Origin of the sequence: Amycolatopsis eburnea (assembly GCF_003937945.1) — a bacterium.
Classification (GTDB): domain Bacteria; phylum Actinomycetota; class Actinomycetes; order Mycobacteriales; family Pseudonocardiaceae; genus Amycolatopsis; species Amycolatopsis eburnea.
This window is the reverse complement of record NZ_RSEC01000021.1, coordinates 416,976-435,980: the sequence shown is the minus strand read 5'-3', so window position 1 is coordinate 435,980 and position 19,005 is coordinate 416,976. Positions and strand designations below refer to the sequence as shown.

Here is a 19,005-nt window from a genome sequence, read left to right as displayed (position 1 = left end):
CATGAATCCGGGGGAAAGCGAATACGCCGGCATCGCCGCGGCGATGGCCGAAAGCCTGCGCGCGGGCGCGGGAGCCGGGTGGACGACCGCCACGCTCCAGCTGCGGCACACCGGCGGGGCCGTCTCGTGCACGGCGTGGAGCGACGTGCGGGACTGCCTTCGCGTCGACTACACGTCGATCGCCCGGCGGCTGTTCGAGCTGCCGCCCGCCGTGCTGGAAGTGCGGCTCGACGTCGCGGGCGCCTACCGCTTCACCGCCCGGCCGGACGTCGCGGCCGTCTCGCCCGGGCAGCTCGTCTTCGACCCGGACTTCCGCTACCCCGGGCACCCGTTGCCGGGGCTGCCGCGCCCCGCCGCCGCCGAACCGACCGGCGCGCCGACGGATCCCCGGGTGCGCGCCGAGGTCTTCCGGCTCACCGCCGAGTACGCGGAGGCCTACACCCGCGTCAAGGGCGCGGCTCCCGCGTGGCCCGCGGGGAAGACCGAAGCGGAGCTGGCCGCCGCCGAGGCGCGCATGGGCGTCCGGCTGCCCGAGGACCTGCGGGCGCTGTACCTGGTCGCCGACGGCGATCCGCGGGAGACCGGCCTGCTCGGGCCCTACTCCCACGACCCGCTGGACCACGTCGTCGCCAACTACCTCGAAGGCGCACCCGGTTCCTACGGCTGGGAAGACGGGCTGGACGACGACGGCGTCGTGTTCGAGACCCTGCCCTTCGGCCACGTGAAACGCCTGTCGCGCAACGACTGGTGGATCACCTTCGGCGGGGACCGGGCGATGAACTACCTCGCGGTGGACGTCGACCCCGCCGCGCGGGGGCACGCGGGCCAGGTCCTCGAGTACGGCCGCGACATCTACGGCCCGCTGCGCTACGTGGCGACGTCGGTCACCGCGATGCTGACCGAAGTCGTGACCGCCCTGCGGGCCGGGCGCTTCGAGGACCCGGGCGAGCAGTACCTGATCGCGGAGACCGATCTCCGCGAAGCCGCCGAGCGGTCGTACAACGAGGTGATCTCGAAGGCGGCCGAGCTGGACCTGCCGTCGGTGGTGGCGGAGCTGCCCGGCCGGGAGCTGGTGCAGGAGGTCTACCTGAACGACGCCGCCGACGTCGACCTGGCCGTGTTCGCCCCGCTGACCGCGCTGCGGCGGCTGAGCGTCAACCGCGCCACCGCCGTCACGGCGTCGATCGGCGGGCTCGGCGCGCTGGAGTCGGCGGAGATCGAGGCCGGGAGCGTCGACCTCGCCGGGCTCGCCGCGCACCCGGCGCTGTGGGACCTGCGGCTCGAAGGCGTCCAGGAACCGCTCGACCTGGGAGTGCTGCGCACGCTGCCCCGGCTGACGCGGCTGCACCTCGCCGGCTCGGCGGTAGCGGACCTCGGCCAGGTCGCCGACCTCCCCGGCCTGCGCGTGCTGGGGCTCGACGCCGGGCAGGTCCGCCGGCTGCTCGACCTCGGCCGGCCGCTGCCTCACCTCGCCGCGCTGTTCGTCTCCGGGCGGACGACGCTGCCGGAGATGGCCGAGCTGCGGACCGCGTTCGCCGGTGACCAGCACGGCCCGGTGACGGAGTTCTCGGCCGTGCTGCCCTGAAGCCCCTCACGGCGTCCCTTGCGCCGCGACCAGCCGCGTCATGTGCGGTGACGGGCGCACGCCCAGCTCGCGGTGCAGCAACGCGCGGTAGTGCTGGTAGTGCCGCAGCGCCGAGCCGGCGTTGCCCTGGGCCAGGTGGGCCGCGATCACCGTGCGGTGAGCGCTTTCCCGGACCGGGTCGATGCCGATCGCCGTGAACGCCGCTTCCAGCGCGGCCAGGTGCGCGCCCGCCGTGATCAGGCGCTGGGCGATCGCTTCCAGCGCGTGCAGCCGGACCTGCTCCCAGCGCTGCCGTTCCGGGGCCAGCCAGTCCTCGGTCCAGTCGGGGAGCAGGTCGCGGGAGAGCGCGTCGACGAGCCCCTCCGGTGCCGGGTGGCCCGAAGCGCCGACGACGTGGTGGGCTGCCTCGAGCGCACCGCGGAAGTCGACCGGGAGGGCCGGGGCCAGCCGCAGGTGGTCGACCGGGGTCTCGACGGCCGGGGCGGCCGTGGACCGCCGGACGTGCCACAGCGCCTGGCGCAGGTTGGCCGCCGCGCGCTGACGGCGGCTCTCCGGCCACAGCCGCTCGGCCGCCGCGTTGCGGTTCACCGCCGCGCCGTCGCGCACGGCCAGGAACGCCAGCAGGCGCTGCGCCGCCCGCGGCAGCGCGACCCGCTCGCCGCCGTCCACCAGCTCGAACCCGCCCAGCAGCACCAATTCCACGCCGGATCTGCCGCCCTCGCCCATCGCGGTCCCTCGTCTCCGTCGACGCCGTCAGCCGATCTCCGAGCATGGCACCGGCGGTGTCTCCGAGGCGTCTTCCCGCTCTCTCACGCCGCGTCCGGACCGCCGGGCCCGTGCGGCCGCCGCTCAGCCGTGCGCGGGCTTGACCGGTCACCCGGACGGGACCCCGCCGCGACGGCGCGTCGCCGGACTCCCGGGGAACGGACGCCGCGGATCGCCAATGGCCCAACGGCGGTCCTCCGCCCCGGTTTAGCCCATCGTGTGACGCCCGACGGCGCGCGGTACGCGGCGGGAACACCGGCGCGACGGCGGCCCCGGAAGGTCGGTCCCGAGGGCCGCACCGGCCCACCGGAACGAACCGAGGAGCGGGAACCATGACGAACGCGCTGAGCAAGAGCGTCGGCATCCAGATCGACACGGCGGACCTGGAGGAGCTGAAGCACGACGGCTACAACCTGTGCTTCGCGAAGAAGGTCAACGACACCTACAACGTCGTGTGGCAGTCGGCGAGCGAGTACCTGGCCGACAACACCTTCTCCTGGCAGCCGTTGTACGAGCTGTTCGGCAGCAACGAGTTCAAGGGCGACGTGGGCGTGCGCGTCTCGACGAACAAGGTCCCGATCGGCCTCGGCGACGAAGCGGTGCTCGACAGCGCCGGCGTGCTCGGCCCGGCTTCGTCGGGCGACTCGCCGACCGGGATCACGCTGCTCAACCGGTTCGGCTCGATCCACCCCGGCCTGTGCGCGTCCGCCACCGACATCGACGGCAACCCGTCGACCAACCCGATCTACGTCGCCCAGGACGCCATCCTCCAGGGGTCGGACGTGCTGACCCCGGTGGAGTGCGTGCAGGTGTGGTTCGAGCAGGACATCGCCACCAGCACGATGTTCAGCTCCGCGCGCTCCAACGCGGTCGAGATCGACCTGACCGGCCAGGACTCCGCGGCCCGGCTTTACAGCGGCGGAGCGTGGTCGACGCCGCCTTCGCTGTCCGTGGACGCGAAAGCGATCGTGACCATCATCGCGGCCTTCGCCACGGCGGTGACCGTCCACAGCCTCGTGTCCAAGATCGCCGCCAAGCTGACCGGGGTGTACGCGGGCATCGCGGTCGACGTCACGGCGCTGGGCGGCAACACCGTCAGCATCGTGTACTCGGAGAAGCCGGGCCTGTCCGGCGTCCCGCTGGAGCTGACGCGGCAGCTGCTGGCGGGCCCGACCACGGTCGACCAGCTCGCCAAGTTCGTGCTCGAAGCACTCGCGCAGCTGCAGGCCGGCTACGTCTCGCTGACGACGGTGGCCGCCTGATCCCGCGCCCGGGCGGCCTTTACGGTGAAACCGGACGGGCCGCCCGGGCGTCCGAGGTGGCGACGAAAGAGGTGAGCCCGTGTCCTTCCGGCACAGCGTCCTGGTCCTCGTGGCGCTCTTGAGCACCGCGGCCTGCACGACATCGACCGCGGGACAGGCCCAGCCCGTCCCGACGGTGACGGCGGCCGCGGGGCCGCAAGCGGTCGTCGGGACCATGCGCGTGACGTTGCCGGTGGGCGCGACCTTCACCGAGCACAGCCCGGACGGCCTCCTCGACGGCTGCGTCGCCGAAGGCACCACGGTCTGCGAAGCGCGGCTGCTGGACCTGCGCGAAGCGACGTCGGACCCGAACGCGCCGATCAACCTCCCGAGCGCGAAGCGGCCCTTCGGCTGGTACACCGGCACGGACGTGCCGACGTGCATCACGGCCGCGTCACCGCCCGGCCAGGCCGCGGTCGCCACCGGCAGCACCCTGCTCGACTCCGGGTTCGCCCCGATCGGCACCAAGAAGGCCGAGTACGGCCGCTGGCAGGTCACCTGCGAGGACGCGACGCAGAACAACCAGGTCCGGATGTGGTGGCTGCCGACGAGCAAGATCCTCGTCGTCCAGTACGGGTCCTTCCCGGGCTGGGACGCGAAGATGGACGCCCTGCTCGCCGGGGCGACCTTCGCCTGAGCGATTGTGTGCGTTCCGTGTGGCCGGACGCACCAAGATCACTCCCCTCTCCGACTGGGGGAGATTTTCTTGCTGTGCGAAGGGTTCATCGATGCGTCACATCCTGATCTCCGGCCTCGCGGCCGGACTGCTCCTGGTTTCCACCGGCTGCTCCGCCACCTCGGCCCCGCCGGCCGCTTCGGCCGGGACCTCCGACGTCAAGCCGTCGGAGAAGGCCGCCGACAAGCCGATCGGCAAGACGATCACCGTCGAAGACGACGAGAACAGCGCCGACATCACGCTGAACACGGTCGGCACCCTCGAAGAGGGCACGACGCCGGGCATCAAGGCGAAGAGCGGCAGCTTCGTCGTGTTCGACCTGAAGATCGTCGGCAAGAAGGGCGAGTTCAGCACGAACGGCCTCTACGTCTGGATGAAGACGCCGGACGGCAAGACCGTCAAGGGCACCGACGGCATGGCCCCGGCCACGACCGCCGACCCGGACCTGCCGCTGAAGGACCTCAAGCCGGGCGAGGAAGCCGCCGGCAAGGTCCTTGCTCGACGCCCCGCTGCAGCCGGGCTCGAAGATGATCTGGACCGACGCGCTGGACAAGCCGCTCGCCGAGTGGGATCTCTGAGCGTCGTGAGTGTTCAGGGCGGTTCTAACCGCCCTGAACACTCACGACCTCTCAGGCGGTCACGTCCAGCGCGGCCCGGATGATCGCGTCGGTGTCGATGCCGTGGTACCGGTAGACGTCCTCCAGCGAGCCCGACTGCCCGAAGCCCGTGACACCCAGCGAAACCGCCGGGACCCGGTTGACCCCGGCGAGGAACGCCAGCGTGTGCGGGTGGCCGTCGAGGACCGTGACCAGCGGCTTCGCCCGCGAGGCCGGGAAGACCTGGTCGAGGATCCACGACTCGCCGCTGCCCCGGCCGGAGCGGGCCTGCAGCGCCTCGAACAGCAGGCCCGGGCTGGTCACGCAGACGACGTCGGCCTCGATGCCGACCTGGGCCAGCCGCTCGGCCGCCGCCAGGGTGTCCGGGACGAGCGCGCCCATCGCCGCGAGCGTGACCGAAGGCGACGAAGCCCGCCGCAGCAGGTACGCACCGGCCACCACCTGGCGGCGACGGCGTTCGCGCGCCGCCGGGTCGGTGGGCACGGCGGCGAGCGTCTGGTCGACCGGGCGCGTCGAAAGCCGGAAGTACGACGACGTGCCGCCCGGCTTGCCGAGCCTGCCGAGCGCGGCCAGCAGCGTCCACTCGGTGTCGATCGCGAACGCCGGTTCGTAGCTGACGCAGCCCGGCTGCTCGATGCCGATCGACGGCGTGGTGATCGACTGGTGCGCGCCGCCTTCCGGGGCGAGCGTGACGCCCGACGGCGTGCCGATCAGGATCGACTGCCCGCCGGCGTAGATGCCGAACGACCACGGCTCCAGCGCGCGCTCGACGAACGGGTCGTACATGACGCCGATGGGCAGCAGCGGCTCGCCCCAGCGGCTCCACGTCGCGCCCAGCTCGCCCAGCAGGCCGACCAGGTTCGTCTCCGCGATGCCCAGCTCGACGTGCTGGCCGGTCGGCTTCTCCCGCCAGTGCATGATCGTTTCGGGGTCGTCTTCGAACCAGTCGCGGCGCTCGGTGGCCGACCAGACGCCGACCTTGTTGACCCAGCCGCCGAGGTTGGTCGTCGAGCTGACGTCGGGGCTGACCGTCACCACGCGCTTCGCCGCTTCAGGCGCTTCGCGCGTCAGGTCGAGCAGGACGCGGCCCAGCGCCGCCTGCGTCGTGGCCGTCCCGGACGGCGTGCGCCCGATGTCGGTGGGCAGCTCCAGCGAAGGCAGCGAAGGAATGTCGGGACGGCTAAGCCGCGAAGCGACTTCGGCGCACAACGCGGCTTCAGGCGAGTCGGCCGCGAAGCTCTCCCACGGCGAAGCGAGGTCAGTCCCCAGCGACGACGCCAGCTCTTCCATCTGCGCGACCGTCAGCAGCGACGAGTGGTTCTGCGGGTGCCCCTGCGTCGGGAGCCCGCGGCCCTTGACGGTGTAGCAGAAGATCACCGTCGGCCGGCTGTCCGAAATGGACGCGAAGGCGTCGTCGAGCGAGCCGAGGTCGTGGCCGCCGAGGTTGCGGATCGCGGCCAGCAGCGTCTCGTCGTCGAGCGAGGCGACCAGCGACGCCAGCGCGGCGTTGCCCGCGGGCAGCCGGTCGCGCACCTGGGCGGCGTCGCAGCGCAGCAGCCGCTGGTACTCCGGGTTCGGCATCTCGTCGATCCGCGCGCGCAGCTCCGCGCCGCCGGGCCGGGTGAACAGCTCTTCCAGCAGCCGCCCGTACTTCAGGGTCAGCACCTGCCAGCCGGCGGCGTCGAACATGCCCTGCAGCCGCCCCGCCGCGATGTTCGGGACGACGCGGTCGAGCGACTGGCGGTTGAGGTCGACGATCCAGACGATCTCGCCCAGCTCCGCGACGCCCGGGTCGAGGATGGCCTCCCAGATCGCGCCCTCGTCCAGCTCGGCGTCGCCGACCAGCGAGTACTGCCGGCCGGTACCCGCCGCCGAGCCGCGGGCGGTCAGGTAGCGGCGCGCCAGCGCACCCCAGATCGGGGCGGTCGCGCCGATGCCGACCGAGCCGGTCGAGTAGTCCACCGGGTCGGGGTCCTTGGCGCGGCTCGGGTAGCTCTGCAGGCCGCCGAACTCGCGCAGCGTCGGCAGGTAGGCCTCGTCGAGCTCGCCGAGCAGGTAGTTGATCGCGTGGAGCACCGGCGACGCGTGCGGCTTCACCGAGACGCGGTCCTCGGGGCGCAGGTGCCGGAACCACAGCGACGTCATGATCGACACGAGCGACGCGCACGACGCCTGGTGGCCGCCGACCTTCAGGCCGGACGGGTTCGGCCGCACGCGGTTGGCCTGGTGCACGATCGCCGTGGCGAGCCACAGCACCCGCTGCTCGATGGAGGCGAGCGTGCCCGTCGCCGGAGCCGCCGGGGTGGCCTGAGTCATCGTCGACACCTTTCGTGCAGGAAGCACCCCCAGAACAGCACTGGCGGACGCTTCGCACAACCGATGTCGATCCAGCTGCGCAGAATGCACACCGGAACCGGACGGCTCAGGGCTCCGGGTGCGCAGAATGCACGCGCTCCAGCAGGGGCGTCAGGCGGTAGGGGACGAGCTCGCGCATGACGAGCGAGATGTTCGTCCGCTCCACCCCCGGCGAGGCGAGGACGCGCCCGGCGATCCGGTAGAGGTCGTCCGCGTCGACGGCGACGACCTGCACCATCAGGTCGCTCGCGCCGGTCAGTCCGCACACCTCGGTGACCTCGGGGATTTCGGCGAGCGCCTCGGCGATCTCGGCGAGGCGCCGCTGGTCGACCTGGGCGTTGACGAACGCCCGCAGCGGGTAGCCCAGCCGTGCGGGGTCGATGCGGCGCTCGAACGACCGGAGCGCGCCGCGCTGCTCCAGCCGCGCGAGCCGGGCCTGCACCGTGTTGCGGGACAGGCCCAGCCGCTCGGCGAGCGCGACCGCCGTGGACCGGGGGTCCTCCCCCAGCGCCTGGAGCAGCCGCGCGTCGATCTCGTCGATGGTGTCGGACACGACCCCGATCTTCTCAGCCCAAGTACTTCTTCAGGTCGTCGAGGACCTTCATCGCCCCGATCGGGCCCAGGCCGAGGAACCACACGGAGTCGTCGACCGGAATCGCGTGCTTGGCCTTCACCGCGCCCAGGTTGGCCCACAACCCGCTGCTCGTGACGGCCTTCTCGTCCGCGCTCGGGCCGGCGCCGAGGCTGGAGTAGAAGATCCAGTCGCCGTCCGCCTCGTCGATGCGCTCCTTGGAGATCTGCGCCGCCAGTTCGTTGATGTCCTGGTTGGCCGGGCGCGCGAGGCCGGTGTCCTTGAGGATGACGCCGATGAAGGACAGGTTGCCGTAGAGCCGGATGCCGGTGGAGTGGAACCGCAGCAACGAGATCTTCGGCGCGCCCTTGACCGCGGCCTTCACCTCGTTCGCGCGCTTCTGGTAGTCGTTCAGCAGCCCGGTCGCCTGCGTCTCAGCGCCCAGCGAAGCGCCGATCAGGAGCAGGTTCTCCTTCCACGGGAACCCGGGCCGGATGCTGAACACCGTCGGCGCGATCTTCGACAGCTGCGGGTAGAGGTCGTTCGCGCGCAGCTTGCTGCCGAGGATCAGGTCCGGGTTCAGCGCCGCGATCGCTTCGAGGTTGAGGTTGCTGACCCCGCCGACGGCCGGGATGCCCTTCGCGCGGTCGGCGAGGTAGGCGGGCACGTCGTTCTGCCCGGCGTTGGTGGCCATGCCGACCGGGGTGATGCCGAGCGCGAGGACGTCGTCCAGTTCGCCGCTGTCGAGCACGACGACCCGCGACGGCTTCTTCTCCAGCTTCGTCTTGCCCAGCGCGTGGGTGACCGTCCGCGGGAAGACACCGGGGCCGACGTCCGCGCCGAGCTTCGCGGTTTCGGTGTCCGCGGTGGAGAACAACCGGCCGCCGGTCGCGACGTCTTGGTCGCCGACGCCGGAGGTGCTCGGCTTCTCGGGCTGGCCGCAGGCGGCGAGGAGCGTGCCGGCGGCGAGCAGCGCGGCCAGGCGAGTCCACTTAGGACGCATCGGGGGTTCCTTCTTCTCGGGGAGTGGCGCGCCGCCTGCCGATCGGGACGATCAGGGGCGTGGCGGAAACGGGGTCGGGGATGACCCGGCAGGGCATGCCGAAGACGTCGGCGACGAGTTCGGCGGTGAGGATGTCGGCGGGCGCGCCCTCGGCGGCGATCCGGCCGTCCTTCATCGCGATCAGGTGGTCGCCGTAGCGGGCGGCCAGGTTCAGGTCGTGCAGGACGATGACGATCGTCCGGCCGTCCTCGGCGTTCAGCTCGGCCAGCAGGTCGAGCACCTCCACCTGGTGGGCGATGTCGAGGAACGTCGTGGGCTCGTCGAGCAGCAGCAACGGCGTCCGCTGCGCCAGCGCCATGGCGATCCAGACGCGCTGGCGCTGCCCGCCGGACAGCTCGTCGACCGGGCGATCGGCCAGCTCGACGGTGTCAGTCGCGAGCATCGCCTTCGCCACGGCGTCGTCGTCCTCGGCGCTCCAGCGGCGGAACATCCCCTGGTGCGGGTAGCGGCCGCGGCCGACGAGGTCGGCGACGGTGATGCCCTCGGGCGCGGTCGGCGACTGCGGCAGCAGGCCGAGCACGGTGGCGACGTCCTTGCTGCGCCACGTGGTGATGGCCTTGCCGTCGAGGTAGACCGCACCGGCGGTCGGGGCGAGCAGGCGCGCGAGGCCGCGCAGGAGCGTCGACTTCCCGCAGGCGTTGGTCCCGACGATCATCGTGACCTTGCCCTCGGGGATCCGGACGGAGAGGTCCTTGACCACGCGAAGCGGCCCGTAGCCGAGCTCGAGGTTCTCGGTGTGCAGTGTCACGGCGTTCCTCTCACACTCGCCCGGCGCGGTTGGCGGTGGCCAGCAGCCACAGCAGGTACGGCGCGCCGACCGCGCCGGTGACGACGCCGACCGGCAGCTGTTCGCCGAGCAGGTGCTGGGCCGCGAAGTCGCCCAGCAGCACCACGAGCGCGCCGGTCAGCGCGGCGGGGACCAGCCCGGCGCGGGTGCCGCCGACGAGCCGGGTCGCGATCGGGTTGGCCACGAACGCGACGAACGAGACGGGCCCGGCGGCTGCCGTCGCGAAGGCCGCGAGCGCGACGGCAAGCAGGAGCAGGACCAGGCGGCTGCGTTCGACGCGCAGCCCGAGCCCGGCCGCGGTGTCGTCGCCGAGCTGCAGCCCGGTCAGCGCGCGGTTCTGGCTCAGTGCCAAGGGCAGCAGGACGACGAGCGCGAGGGCGAGCGGGGCCGCCTGGTCCCAGCCGCGGCCGTTGAGGTTGCCGGTGAGCCAGACCAGCGCCTGCTGGGCGAGGGTGACGTCGGCCCAGGTCATCAGGTAGGAGACGACGCTGGTCAGCACCGCGCCCACGCCGACCCCGACGAGGACGAGCCGGTAGCCGTGCACCCCGCCGCGGCGGGACAGCAGGTGGATCGCGGCGCCGGTGAGCACCGCGCCGGCCAATGCCGCGGCCGAGACCACTACGCCCGAGGCCTCGAAGAGCACCAGCGCCACGACCGCCGCGGCGCTCGCGCCCTGCGTCACGCCGATGACGTCCGGGCTCGCGAGGGGGTTGCGCAGGAGGCGCTGGAAGAGCGCCCCGGACGTGCCGAACGCGAGGCCGGCGAGCAGGCCGGTGACCGCCCGCGGCAGCCGCAGTTCCGTGACGACGTAAGCCGCGCGGCCGACGCCGTCGCCGAAGAGGAGGCCGGGCAGGTCGCCGAGCGGCACCGGGAAGTCGCCCACGGCCAGGGAAAGCGCGAAGACGGCCACGAGGGCGACCACGAGTCCGGCCGACACCCCGCGGGCCCGGGCGGCTCCGCGCCGGCGCGCGGCGGCGACCAGCTCGACGGCGCTCACACCGCCACGACCTTCCGGCGCCGCACCAGGACCACGAACACGGGCGCGCCGACGAGCGCGGTGATGATCCCGACCTGCACCTCGGCCGGGCGCGCGACCACGCGGCCGACGACGTCGGAGACCAGCAGGAGCAGTGGCGCGAGCAACGCCGAGTACGGCAGCAGCCACCGGTGGTCGGGGCCGGTGAGCAGGCGGGCGGCGTGCGGCACGGTGAGCCCGACGAACGCGATCGGCCCGGCGATCGCCGTCGCCGTCCCGCACAGCACGACGACCGCGAGCGCGCAGACTCCCCGCGCGAGCGGGACGTTCTGGCCGAGCGCGCGGGCGACGTCTTCGCCGAGCGCGAGTGCGTTGAGCAGCCGGGCGGCGACCAGCGCGAGCACCACGCCCGCGACCACGAACGGCACGGCCTGGGTGACCGTCGCGGCGTCGCGGCCGGTCAGGGAGCCGACCTGCCAGAAGCGGTACTGGTCGAACGTCGTGGCGTCGGTGAGCAGGAGCGCGCTGGTCACCGACCCGAGCGCCGCCGTCACCGCGGCGCCGGCCAGCGCGAGCTTCACCGGCGTCGCCCCCGCCCGGCCGAGGGAGCTGATGCCGTAGACGACGGCGCCCGCGGCCGCCGCGCCCGCGAAGCCGAACCAGACGTACCCGCCGACGCTCGTGAGGCCGAAGGTGCCGATGCCGAGGACGACGAAGAGCGCCGCACCCGCGTTGACGCCGAGCAGTCCCGGATCGGCCAGCGGGTTGCGCGTGGCGCCCTGGATGACGGCGCCGGACAGGCCCAGCGCGACGCCGGCGAGTACCCCGGCGAGCGTGCGCGGGAGCCGGAGTTCGCGGACGACGAGGTGGTCGGGGTTGCCCGCGTCGAAGTGGAAGAGCGCGTCGAGCACGGTGCCCGGGCTCAGGCCGCGGGTGCCGACGGCGATGCTGATCAGCACGGCGGCGGCCACGGCCGCGGTGAGGACCACCAGCCCGGCCGTGAGCGGGAGCGAGCGGGTCCGCACGGGTCGTTACCTTTGCTAACAGGTCTTTAGGCTTGCCTACCCTATGCGTCCGAACTTGAGCTCTCAAGCACCGTGAGCGGCATCACCGGCAGCGGGTTGCCATCCGACTGTTTCCGATATATCGTGAAGCAGTCGCAACAGTTCGAGAAAGGAACACAGACATGCGTAGGCAACGACACCCCTTCGCCCACGAGCGTGGGCGCACCCCCTTCGGGCCCTTCGGTGGTTTCGGCGAGTTCCCCCCGGGCTTCGGTCCGGGTGGCGGACGCGGCCGGGGTCACGGACCGGGCCGGCGGGGTCACGGCGGACGGCGCAGCCGCCGCGGTGACGTCCGCGCCGCGATCCTGGCGCTGCTCGCCGAACAGCCCCGGCACGGCTACGAGATCATCCGCGAAATCGGCGAGCGCTCCGGCGGCTTCTGGCGACCGAGCCCCGGCTCGGTCTACCCGACGCTGCAGCTGCTGGCCGACGAAGGCCTGGTCATCAGCAAGGACGAGAACGGCAAGAAGCTGTTCGAGCTGACCGACGCCGGCCGCGCCGCCGCGGAGCAGCAGGACAGCACCCCGCCGTGGGAGCAGATCGCGCAGGACGTCGACCCGACCGAGGTCGGGCTCGCCAAGGCGGGCAAGAACCTCGCCGCCGCCGTCGTGCAGATCATGCGCGCGGGCACCGAGAGCCAGCAGGCCCGCGCGGCCGAGGTGCTCAACGACGCCCGGCGCTCGCTCTACGGCATCCTCGGCGAGGACGAGGAAGAATCCCCTTCGCCGGAGACGGCGGAGTGACCAGGCAGGACGAGGCCGGTGGGCTTGCGCCGCGCGTGGACGCGGTAGCCCACCGGCAGCGTCAGGTCTTCGGCGCGATTCCCGTTACGCTGCAAGGACTCCGCGATCGCCTGTTCGGCGACGGGCTTGCTGAACTCGATCTTCAGCACCGCTTCGAGGTCCGCGGCGGCCGGGAAACGCCACTCGGTGGCGACGCGGCGGCAGCCGAACCCGGCGCGGGCGAAGAACCGTTCCACCGCGGCCGGGTCGTAGTGCGGTAGGTCGGCGCGCATCCAGCCGCCGTAGGGCTCGCTGGTCACGTCGAGGTCGACGATCAGGATCGTCCCGCCCGGCCGCAGGACCCGTTCGGCCTCCGCCAGCCCGGGTTCGCAGCCCGGTCCGAAGAAGTACGCCGTGCGCGCGTGCACGACGTCGACGCTCGCGCTGCGCACCGGCAGCCGCTGGGCCCGGCCCATCCGGACGTCCACGTTCGACAGTCCCGCGACGCGCTTCAGCGCGCTTCGCACCAACGGCTCGTGCGGTTCGACGCCGAGCACCGACCGCGCGTCACGGGCGAAGACGGGCAAGTGGAAACCGTCCCCGCAGCCGACGTCCAGCACGTCCCGGCCGGTCCAGTCGCACTCCTCGCGCAGCACGCGCCAGATCTCGCCGCCGCTGTCCTGCGCGCGGTTCTCCCGCTCGTAATCGGCCTGGTAGTACCAGATGTTGGGGCTCGGCACGACCTCCGCGCGCCGGGACGACCACCGCACCCCGCTGCTCCTTCCGGGTCCTCGTCGCCCGCCCGTGCTCTCCCGGTGGCGAATTCTTGGCGGAAACCTCACGGATCACGCTTAGAATCCGGTGGGTATCGGGAGGAGCACACATGGCATTCGGCCCGTCCAGTACCCCGTCCCCGGTTCCGGCCGGAATTCCGTGCTGGATCGAGCTGGCCTGCCGCGAGCAGGCCGTGGCGGAGAGATTCTACGGTGCCCTCTTCGGCTGGGAGTACACCACTCAACGGGATCCGGCGACGTCCGACGGCCGCTACGCCATCGCGACGCTGAACAACCTCCCCGTCGGCGGTCTCTACCGCGCCGCGCAGGGCGCGCCGCTGGGCTGGATGCCCCACCTTTCGGTGCCGCACACCGCGAGCGCGGCGGAGTGGGTCGAGCACCTCGGCGGGCGGCTGACGCTCGGTCCGATGCCGATCCCCCAGCGCGGCACCATCCTGCACGCGTTCGACGCGTGCGGCGCGCCTGTGGTGTTCTGGGAGGTGCCGCCGGACTGGGAGTTCGTCACCGGGATCCCCAACACCTTCAGCGGCGCGGACCTCAACACCCACGACGGCGTCGCGGCGGATCACTTCTACACCAAGCTCTTCACCTACGGCAGCCACCAGATCGGCGACGGCGAGTCCCTGGACTACGTCGAATGGCTCATCGAGCACGAGCCGGTGCTGTACCGGTACGTGATGGGGTCGGAGTACAGCCTCGACACCCCGCCGCACTGGCTCGTCTACTTCGACATCGACCCGGCCCGCGGCGCCGACGCGGTGGCGGGCGAGGCGCTGATGCACGGTGGCACCGTCGTGATCCAGCCGTACGACACGCCGTTCGGGCGGATGTCGATCCTCGCCGACCCCGAGGGCGCCGTCTTCGCCGTGATCGACCACTCGCGCGTCTCCGAGGACTGGGGCCGCGCCGAGGTCGACGACCCCTACGACGACTGACGCGCGGCGAACGCCAGCCCCGCGACCAGCGCGTACCCGGCCGCCACCAGCCACATCCCGGCGGCCGGGGCCAGCGCGCCGACGAGCGCGACCCCGATCGCGCCCCCGGTCTGGCGCGACGCGTTGAGCACGCCCGCGGCCAGCCCGGCCTGGCCCGGCAGGGCGTTCATCGCCAGCGACGTCATCGCGGGCATGGCGAGCGAACAGCAGCCGAAGACGACCGAGACGACGGCGAACGCCAGGAGCGCGCGGCCGGCCGGCAGCACCGCGAAGCCGATCGAGCCGAGCAGGCCGGCCAGCGCGCCGGCGACCATCGGCCCGCGCGGACCGGACCGCCCGGTCAGGCGTCCGCTGAAGAAGGCGTTGAGCCCGACCACCGCCGTGAGCGGCACCAGCGCGAGCCCGGCGGCCAGCGCCCCGAGCGACCACGCGCGCTGGAGGTACAGCGCGAGGCTGAAGAGCGTGCCGTAGAGGCAGAAGTTGAACAGGCCGCCGATCCCCGTGGCCACCGCGAAGTTCCGGATCTTCAGGATGCCCAGCGGCAGCACGGGTTCCGCGACGCGCTTCTCCACGGCCACGAACACCGCGCCGGCCACCACTCCCCCGGCGAGCAGCGCGAGCGTCGCGGGCGCGGCCCAGCCCGCGTGCCCGGCTTCGATGAACCCGGCGACGAACGCGGCGAGTGAGACCGTGCCGGTGACCTGCCCGGCGAAATCGAGGTGCGTCTCCCGCCGCGGCGGCTCGGTGACCGCCCGCCGCGTCAGGACGATGGCGAGGATCCCGACCGGGACGTTGACGGCGAAGACCAGCCGCCAGTCGGCGAGGCCGACGGCAAGCCCGCCGAGCACCGGCCCGGCGGCGAGGCCGGCCCCGCTCATCCCGCCCCAGACGCCGAGCGCGTGGGCGCGCTCCCGCGCGTCCGGGAACTGGTGGACGATCAAGGCGAGCGACGACGGCAGCAACGCGGCGGCCCCGGCACCCTGCACGGCCCGCGCGGCGATCAGCCAGCCGGCGTCCCCGGCGAGCGCGCAGCCGACGCTGGCCACGACGAAGACGGCGACGCCCGCTTCGAAGACGCGTCGCGAACCCCACCGGTCACCGGCGGCGCCCCAGGTGAGCAGGAACGCGGCGAGCGTGACGGTATAGGCGTCGACGACCCACTGCACCGCGGCCGTCGACGGCTCCCCGAAGTCGGCGCCGATCGCGGGCAGCGCCAGGTTCACGATGGTCGCGTCGAGCGTGATCATCAGGAAGCCCAGGCAGACGGCGGTCAGCGCGAGCTTCGCCGGGGCGCGGGTTTCGGTGCTCATGCTCCCGAGTCAAACCCGCCGAAGCTTCGGCCGTCCACGAACCGTTGCCTCCGGCGTGGGAGCTTCCGGCTCCCACCGCAGGTCAGCCCAGCGGGACGAAAGCGGAAAGCAGCAGCCAGGAAACGACGGCCGAGGGCAGCAGCGAGTCGAGGCGGTCCATGATGCCACCGTGGCCGGGCAGCAGGGTGCCCATGTCCTTGACGCCGAGGTCGCGCTTGATCAGCGACTCGACGAGGTCGCCCAGTGTCGCGGTGAGCACGATGGCGACACCGAAGATGACGCCCTGCCAGACGTGGCCGTCCAGCAGCAGGCTGAGGGTCAGCGCGCCGGCGACGACCCCGCCGACCAGCGAACCCCCGAAGCCTTCCCAGGTCTTCTTCGGGCTGATGGTGGGGGCCATCGGGTGCTTGCCGCCGAGCACGCCGGCGATGTAGCCGCCGGTGTCCGAGGCGACGACCCCGATCAGGAAGGTGAGCACGCGCCCGACGCCGTCCGGCGGCGGCACGAGCATGGCCGCGAACGCGCCGAAGAGCGGCAGGTACGCGGCGGCGAACACGGACGCGCTGATGTCGCGCAGGTAGCCCTTCGCGCCGCCGGGAAGGCGCCACAGCAGGCAGGCGAGCACGGTGAGGACGAACGCGGTGAGCGCGCCTTCGCGGCCGAACGGCCAGGCGAGCCAGATCATCGCCTGCCCGCCCACGAGCACCGGGATCATCGCGACCCGGGTGTCGGCGACCCGGCGCAGCACCCCGGCGAACTCGAAGGTGCCGACCGCGATCGCGATCGCGATGATCCCGATGAAGAGGAACCGCACGGTGAGCAGGGAGACGATGATCGCGGCCCCGAGCAGCAACCCGACCCCGATGGCGGCGGGCAGGTTCCGGCCGGCCTTGGACGCCTTCTTGGCCTCCGGCGCGGCATCGGTACCGGGAGCCTCGGCGGCCCCGGCAGCCGACAACCGGCTCGCCTCGCCCGTTCCCGAGGTCTCCGGCACGACCGGTGTCTCCGCCGTCGCGCCGGTCGTCCCCGGGAAGTCAGGCGTGGCCGGGGTGCCGGCGTGCGCCGGCTCCGGCGTCCCGGGCGCGGCCGCCGGGTGTTCTCCGGTGGCGTCCACCCGGTCCTCGCGTTCCTCGCTCACCTGTGCCATCAGACCTCGAGCAGCTCGGCTTCCTTGTGCTTGACCAGCTCGTCGACCTTGTGCACGTAGGTGTCGGTCAGGTTCTGCAGTTCCTTCTCCGCGCGCGCGACGTCGTCCTCGCCGGCCTCGCCGTCCTTGGCGATGCGGTCCAGCTCGTCCTTGGCCTTGCGGCGGATGCTGCGGATCGACACCCGGGCGTCCTCGCCCTTGCCCTTGGCGACCTTCACCATCTCCTTGCGCCGCTCCTCGGTGAGCTGCGGGATGACGATGCGGATGACCTGCCCGTCGTTGCTCGGGTTGACGCCGAGGTCCGACTCCCGGATCGCCTTCTCGATCGCGCCGAGCTGCGACTGGTCGTAGGGCTTGATGAGCGCCATCCGGGCTTCCGGCACGTTCACGCTGGCCAGCTGGTTCAGCGGGGTCGGCGAGCCGTAGTACTCGACGACGATCCGCGCGAACATCGTCGAGGAAGCCCGGCCGGTGCGTACCGACGTCAGCTCGTCCTTGGCGACGGACACCGCTTTTTCCATCTTCTCCTCGGCATCGAGGAGGGTCTCGTCGATCACGGCTACTCCCGTTGTTGTGATGGGTGGCGCTTGCTGATCCCAGCAGGTCTAGGCCGGCACCCCGTCGGCGGGGGTGCTGACCAACGTGCCGATTCTTTCACCACTCACCGCGCGGGCGATGTTCCCCTCGGTGAGCAGGTTGAACACGATGATCGGCATGTTGTTGTCCATGCACAGGCTGAACGCCGTCGCGTCGGCGACCTTGAGGTCCCGCTCCAGCACCTCGCGGTGGGTGATCTCGCGGAACATCTCGGCGGTCGGGTCGGCCTTCGGGTCCGCGGTGTAGACGCCGTCGACGGCCTTCGCCATCAGCACGGCTTCGCAGCCCAGCTCGAGCGCCCGCTGCGCCGCCGCGGTGTCGGTGGAGAAGTACGGCATGCCGACCCCGGCGCCGAAGATCACGACGCGCCCCTTCTCCAGGTGCCGCTCGGCGCGGCGCGGGATGTAGGGCTCGGCGACCTGGCCCATCGTGATGGCGGTCTGCACGCGGGTGGGCAGGCCCTCCTTCTCCAGGAAGTCCTGCAGCGCCAGGCAGTTCATCACGGTGCCCAGCATCGCCATGTAGTCGGCGCGGTCGCGGTCCATGCCGCGCTGCGAGAGTTCGGCGCCGCGGAAGTAGTTGCCGCCACCGATCACGACCGCGACCTGGACGCCGGTGCGGGCGACGTCGGCGATCTGCTGCGCGACCGAGTGGACGACATCCGGATCGACGCCGATCGAACCACCGCCGAACATTTCGCCGCCCAGTTTCAGCAGCACCCGCCGGTAGCCACCTTCGACCCGGTCACCCATCTATGTCGCCTCCTAGGCCCCTCGACCGTGCTTTTCTTCTCTGGACCCGACAGTGCCCCGTCCCCGATGGACGGAGACGGGGCACTGTGGGTGTGAAACCTACGCCCTGGCCTGGGGTCAGGCCTGGCCGACCTCGAACCGCGCGAACTTGGTCAGCGTCACGCCGGCCTCGTCGAGCAGGGCCTTGACGGTCTTCTTGTTGTCCTTGACCGACGGCTGCTCGAGCAGGACGTTGTCCTTGTAGTAGGCGTTGACCTTGCCCTCGATGATCTTCGGCATGGCCTGCTCCGGCTTGCCCTCTTCGCGGGCGGTCTTCTCCGCGATCGAGCGCTCGTTCTCGACGATCTCGGCCGGCACCTCGTCGCGGGTCAGGTACTTCGCGCGCAGTGCGGCGACCTGCATGGCGGCACCGCGGGCGGCTTCGGCGTCGTCACCGGTGAACTCGACGAGCACGCCGACGGCCGGCGGCAGGTCGGAGCCGCGGCGGTGCAGGTAGGTCGCGGTCTGGCCCTCGAAGGCCACGACGCGGCGCAGCTCGAGCTTCTCGCCGATGCGGGCGGACAGCTCCTGCACGACCTCAGCGACGGTCTTGCCGTCGAGCTCGGCGGCCTTGAGCGCCTCGACGTCGGAGGTCTTGAGGGTCTTCGCGACCTCGACGATCTTCGCGGCCAGCGCCTGGAAGTCGGCGTTCTTGGCGACGAAGTCGGTCTCGGAGTCGAGCTCGATCAGGACGCCGCCGTCACCGGTGACCAGGCCCTCGGCGGTGGCGCGCTCGGCGCGCTTGCCGACGTCCTTGGCACCCTTGATGCGGAGGAACTCGACGGCCTTGTCGAAGTCGCCGTCGTTCTCTTCCAGGGCCTTCTTGCAGTCCATCATGCCGGCGCCGGTCAGCTCGCGCAGGCGCTTCACGTCGGCGGCGGTGTAGTTCGCCATTCTGGTAAATCCGTCCTTTTCAGGTACGTAAGCCTTGGAGGGTGCTACGCCCGTG

19 protein-coding genes are annotated in these 19,005 nt (G+C 72.0%); 6 read left to right on the top strand and 13 right to left on the bottom strand.

Annotation, left to right across the window (positions count from 1 at the left end; translation table 11 throughout):
* Position 1 precedes the first annotated feature (1 nt).
* Positions 2 to 1,585, top strand: coding sequence for an SMI1/KNR4 family protein (locus EIY87_RS05940; RefSeq protein ID WP_125306596.1), 1,584 nt, complete (start codon positions 2 to 4; stop codon positions 1,583 to 1,585).
* 6 nt (positions 1,586 to 1,591) lie between these two features.
* Here EIY87_RS05940 and EIY87_RS05935 read toward each other — a convergent pair whose 3' ends face one another.
* Positions 1,592 to 2,287: an AfsR/SARP family transcriptional regulator gene (locus EIY87_RS05935; RefSeq protein ID WP_158641283.1), complete on the bottom strand. Its 696-nt coding sequence runs from the start codon at positions 2,285 to 2,287 to the stop codon at positions 1,592 to 1,594.
* Between the two features lie 395 nt (positions 2,288 to 2,682).
* On the opposite strand from EIY87_RS05935, the gene EIY87_RS47995 reads away from it, so the two are divergent.
* The 3 genes from EIY87_RS47995 (at position 2,683) to EIY87_RS05920 (ending at position 4,988) form a co-directional block, all read left to right on the top strand.
* A complete protein-coding gene (locus EIY87_RS47995; RefSeq protein ID WP_191983967.1) occupies positions 2,683 to 3,612 on the top strand; it encodes a hypothetical protein in 930 nt (309 codons plus the stop codon).
* 79 nt (positions 3,613 to 3,691) lie between these two features.
* Positions 3,692 to 4,288: a hypothetical protein gene (locus EIY87_RS05925; protein ID WP_125306594.1), complete on the top strand. Its 597-nt coding sequence runs from the start codon at positions 3,692 to 3,694 to the stop codon at positions 4,286 to 4,288.
* 19 nt (positions 4,289 to 4,307) lie between these two features.
* A complete protein-coding gene (locus EIY87_RS05920; protein ID WP_125306593.1) occupies positions 4,308 to 4,988 on the top strand; it encodes a hypothetical protein in 681 nt (226 codons plus the stop codon).
* Here EIY87_RS05920 and EIY87_RS05915 read toward each other — a convergent pair.
* The 6 genes from EIY87_RS05915 to EIY87_RS05890 form a co-directional block, all read right to left on the bottom strand.
* On the bottom strand, positions 4,957 to 7,260 hold the full coding sequence (locus EIY87_RS05915; protein ID WP_125306592.1) for a transketolase-like TK C-terminal-containing protein: 2,304 nt from the start codon (positions 7,258 to 7,260) through the stop codon (positions 4,957 to 4,959). The two genes, EIY87_RS05920 and EIY87_RS05915, sit on opposite strands and share 32 nt — an antisense overlap.
* A gap of 106 nt (positions 7,261 to 7,366) precedes the next feature.
* Complete coding sequence (locus EIY87_RS05910; RefSeq protein ID WP_125306591.1) at positions 7,367 to 7,852, bottom strand: Lrp/AsnC family transcriptional regulator; 486 nt, start codon at positions 7,850 to 7,852, stop codon at positions 7,367 to 7,369.
* 13 nt (positions 7,853 to 7,865) lie between these two features.
* Positions 7,866 to 8,873: an ABC transporter substrate-binding protein gene (locus EIY87_RS05905; protein ID WP_125306590.1), complete on the bottom strand. Its 1,008-nt coding sequence runs from the start codon at positions 8,871 to 8,873 to the stop codon at positions 7,866 to 7,868.
* Entirely contained in the window at positions 8,863 to 9,681 is an 819-nt protein-coding gene (locus EIY87_RS05900; RefSeq protein WP_125306589.1) for an ABC transporter ATP-binding protein, read from the bottom strand. Before EIY87_RS05900 ends, EIY87_RS05905 begins: the two co-directional genes overlap by 11 nt.
* Before the next feature lie 10 nt (positions 9,682 to 9,691).
* Positions 9,692 to 10,717, bottom strand: a complete 1,026-nt coding sequence (locus EIY87_RS05895; RefSeq protein ID WP_158641282.1) for a FecCD family ABC transporter permease — start codon at positions 10,715 to 10,717, stop codon at positions 9,692 to 9,694.
* Positions 10,714 to 11,721: a FecCD family ABC transporter permease gene (locus EIY87_RS05890; RefSeq protein ID WP_158641281.1), complete on the bottom strand. Its 1,008-nt coding sequence runs from the start codon at positions 11,719 to 11,721 to the stop codon at positions 10,714 to 10,716. The genes EIY87_RS05895 and EIY87_RS05890 overlap by 4 nt, the downstream gene beginning before the upstream one ends.
* Positions 11,722 to 11,882: 161 nt before the next feature.
* Between EIY87_RS05890 and EIY87_RS05885 the strand changes: the two genes are divergently transcribed.
* Positions 11,883 to 12,503 carry a PadR family transcriptional regulator gene (locus EIY87_RS05885; protein ID WP_125306588.1) on the top strand — a complete coding sequence of 207 codons (621 nt, stop codon included), beginning with the start codon at positions 11,883 to 11,885 and terminating at the stop codon, positions 12,501 to 12,503.
* On the opposite strand, the gene EIY87_RS05880 is transcribed toward EIY87_RS05885, so the two are convergent.
* Positions 12,446 to 13,252 (bottom strand): class I SAM-dependent methyltransferase, encoded by an 807-nt coding sequence (locus EIY87_RS05880; protein WP_125306587.1) that lies wholly within the window; start codon positions 13,250 to 13,252, stop codon positions 12,446 to 12,448. The genes EIY87_RS05885 and EIY87_RS05880 overlap by 58 nt on opposite strands.
* Positions 13,253 to 13,365: 113 nt before the next feature.
* Between EIY87_RS05880 and EIY87_RS05875 the strand changes: the two genes are divergently transcribed.
* Entirely contained in the window at positions 13,366 to 14,211 is an 846-nt protein-coding gene (locus EIY87_RS05875) for a VOC family protein (protein WP_125306586.1), read from the top strand.
* Here the strand turns inward: EIY87_RS05875 and EIY87_RS05870 are convergent.
* The 5 genes from EIY87_RS05870 to tsf all read right to left on the bottom strand — a co-directional run bounded on the left by EIY87_RS05870 (position 14,199) and on the right by tsf (position 18,950).
* The gene (locus EIY87_RS05870; protein WP_125306585.1) at positions 14,199 to 15,521 is read right to left on the bottom strand and encodes an MFS transporter; all 1,323 of its coding nucleotides are present in this window, start codon (positions 15,519 to 15,521) and stop codon (positions 14,199 to 14,201) included. The two genes, EIY87_RS05875 and EIY87_RS05870, sit on opposite strands and share 13 nt — an antisense overlap.
* An 82-nt stretch (positions 15,522 to 15,603) precedes the next feature.
* A complete protein-coding gene (locus EIY87_RS05865; protein WP_125306584.1) occupies positions 15,604 to 16,668 on the bottom strand; it encodes a phosphatidate cytidylyltransferase in 1,065 nt (354 codons plus the stop codon).
* Positions 16,668 to 17,225: a ribosome recycling factor gene (frr, locus tag EIY87_RS05860; protein WP_125306583.1), complete on the bottom strand. Its 558-nt coding sequence runs from the start codon at positions 17,223 to 17,225 to the stop codon at positions 16,668 to 16,670. Before frr ends, EIY87_RS05865 begins: the two co-directional genes overlap by 1 nt.
* 48 nt (positions 17,226 to 17,273) lie before the next feature.
* A complete protein-coding gene (pyrH, locus tag EIY87_RS05855; protein WP_003065595.1) occupies positions 17,274 to 18,017 on the bottom strand; it encodes a UMP kinase in 744 nt (247 codons plus the stop codon).
* A 117-nt stretch (positions 18,018 to 18,134) separates the two neighbouring features.
* Entirely contained in the window at positions 18,135 to 18,950 is an 816-nt protein-coding gene (gene tsf / locus EIY87_RS05850) for a translation elongation factor Ts (RefSeq protein ID WP_125306582.1), read from the bottom strand.
* Positions 18,951 to 19,005: the final 55 nt, after the last annotated feature.

Bases quoted from the DNA above. Each gene is read 5' to 3' on its own strand.
- EIY87_RS05940 (WP_125306596.1), top strand. From the start codon at position 2: ATGAATCCGGGGGAAAGCGAATACGCCGGCATCGCCGCGGCGATGGCC.
- EIY87_RS47995 (WP_191983967.1), top strand. From the start codon at position 2,683: ATGACGAACGCGCTGAGCAAGAGCGTCGGCATCCAGATCGACACGGCG.
- EIY87_RS05915 (WP_125306592.1), bottom strand. From the start codon at position 7,260: ATGACTCAGGCCACCCCGGCGGCTCCGGCGACGGGCACGCTCGCCTCC.
- EIY87_RS05905 (WP_125306590.1), bottom strand. From the start codon at position 8,873: ATGCGTCCTAAGTGGACTCGCCTGGCCGCGCTGCTCGCCGCCGGCACG.
- EIY87_RS05885 (WP_125306588.1), top strand. From the start codon at position 11,883: ATGCGTAGGCAACGACACCCCTTCGCCCACGAGCGTGGGCGCACCCCC.
- EIY87_RS05875 (WP_125306586.1), top strand. From the start codon at position 13,366: ATGGCATTCGGCCCGTCCAGTACCCCGTCCCCGGTTCCGGCCGGAATT.
- EIY87_RS05870 (WP_125306585.1), bottom strand. From the start codon at position 15,521: ATGAGCACCGAAACCCGCGCCCCGGCGAAGCTCGCGCTGACCGCCGTC.
- EIY87_RS05865 (WP_125306584.1), bottom strand. From the start codon at position 16,668: ATGGCACAGGTGAGCGAGGAACGCGAGGACCGGGTGGACGCCACCGGA.
- pyrH (WP_003065595.1), bottom strand. From the start codon at position 18,017: ATGGGTGACCGGGTCGAAGGTGGCTACCGGCGGGTGCTGCTGAAACTG.
- tsf (WP_125306582.1), bottom strand. From the start codon at position 18,950: ATGGCGAACTACACCGCCGCCGACGTGAAGCGCCTGCGCGAGCTGACC.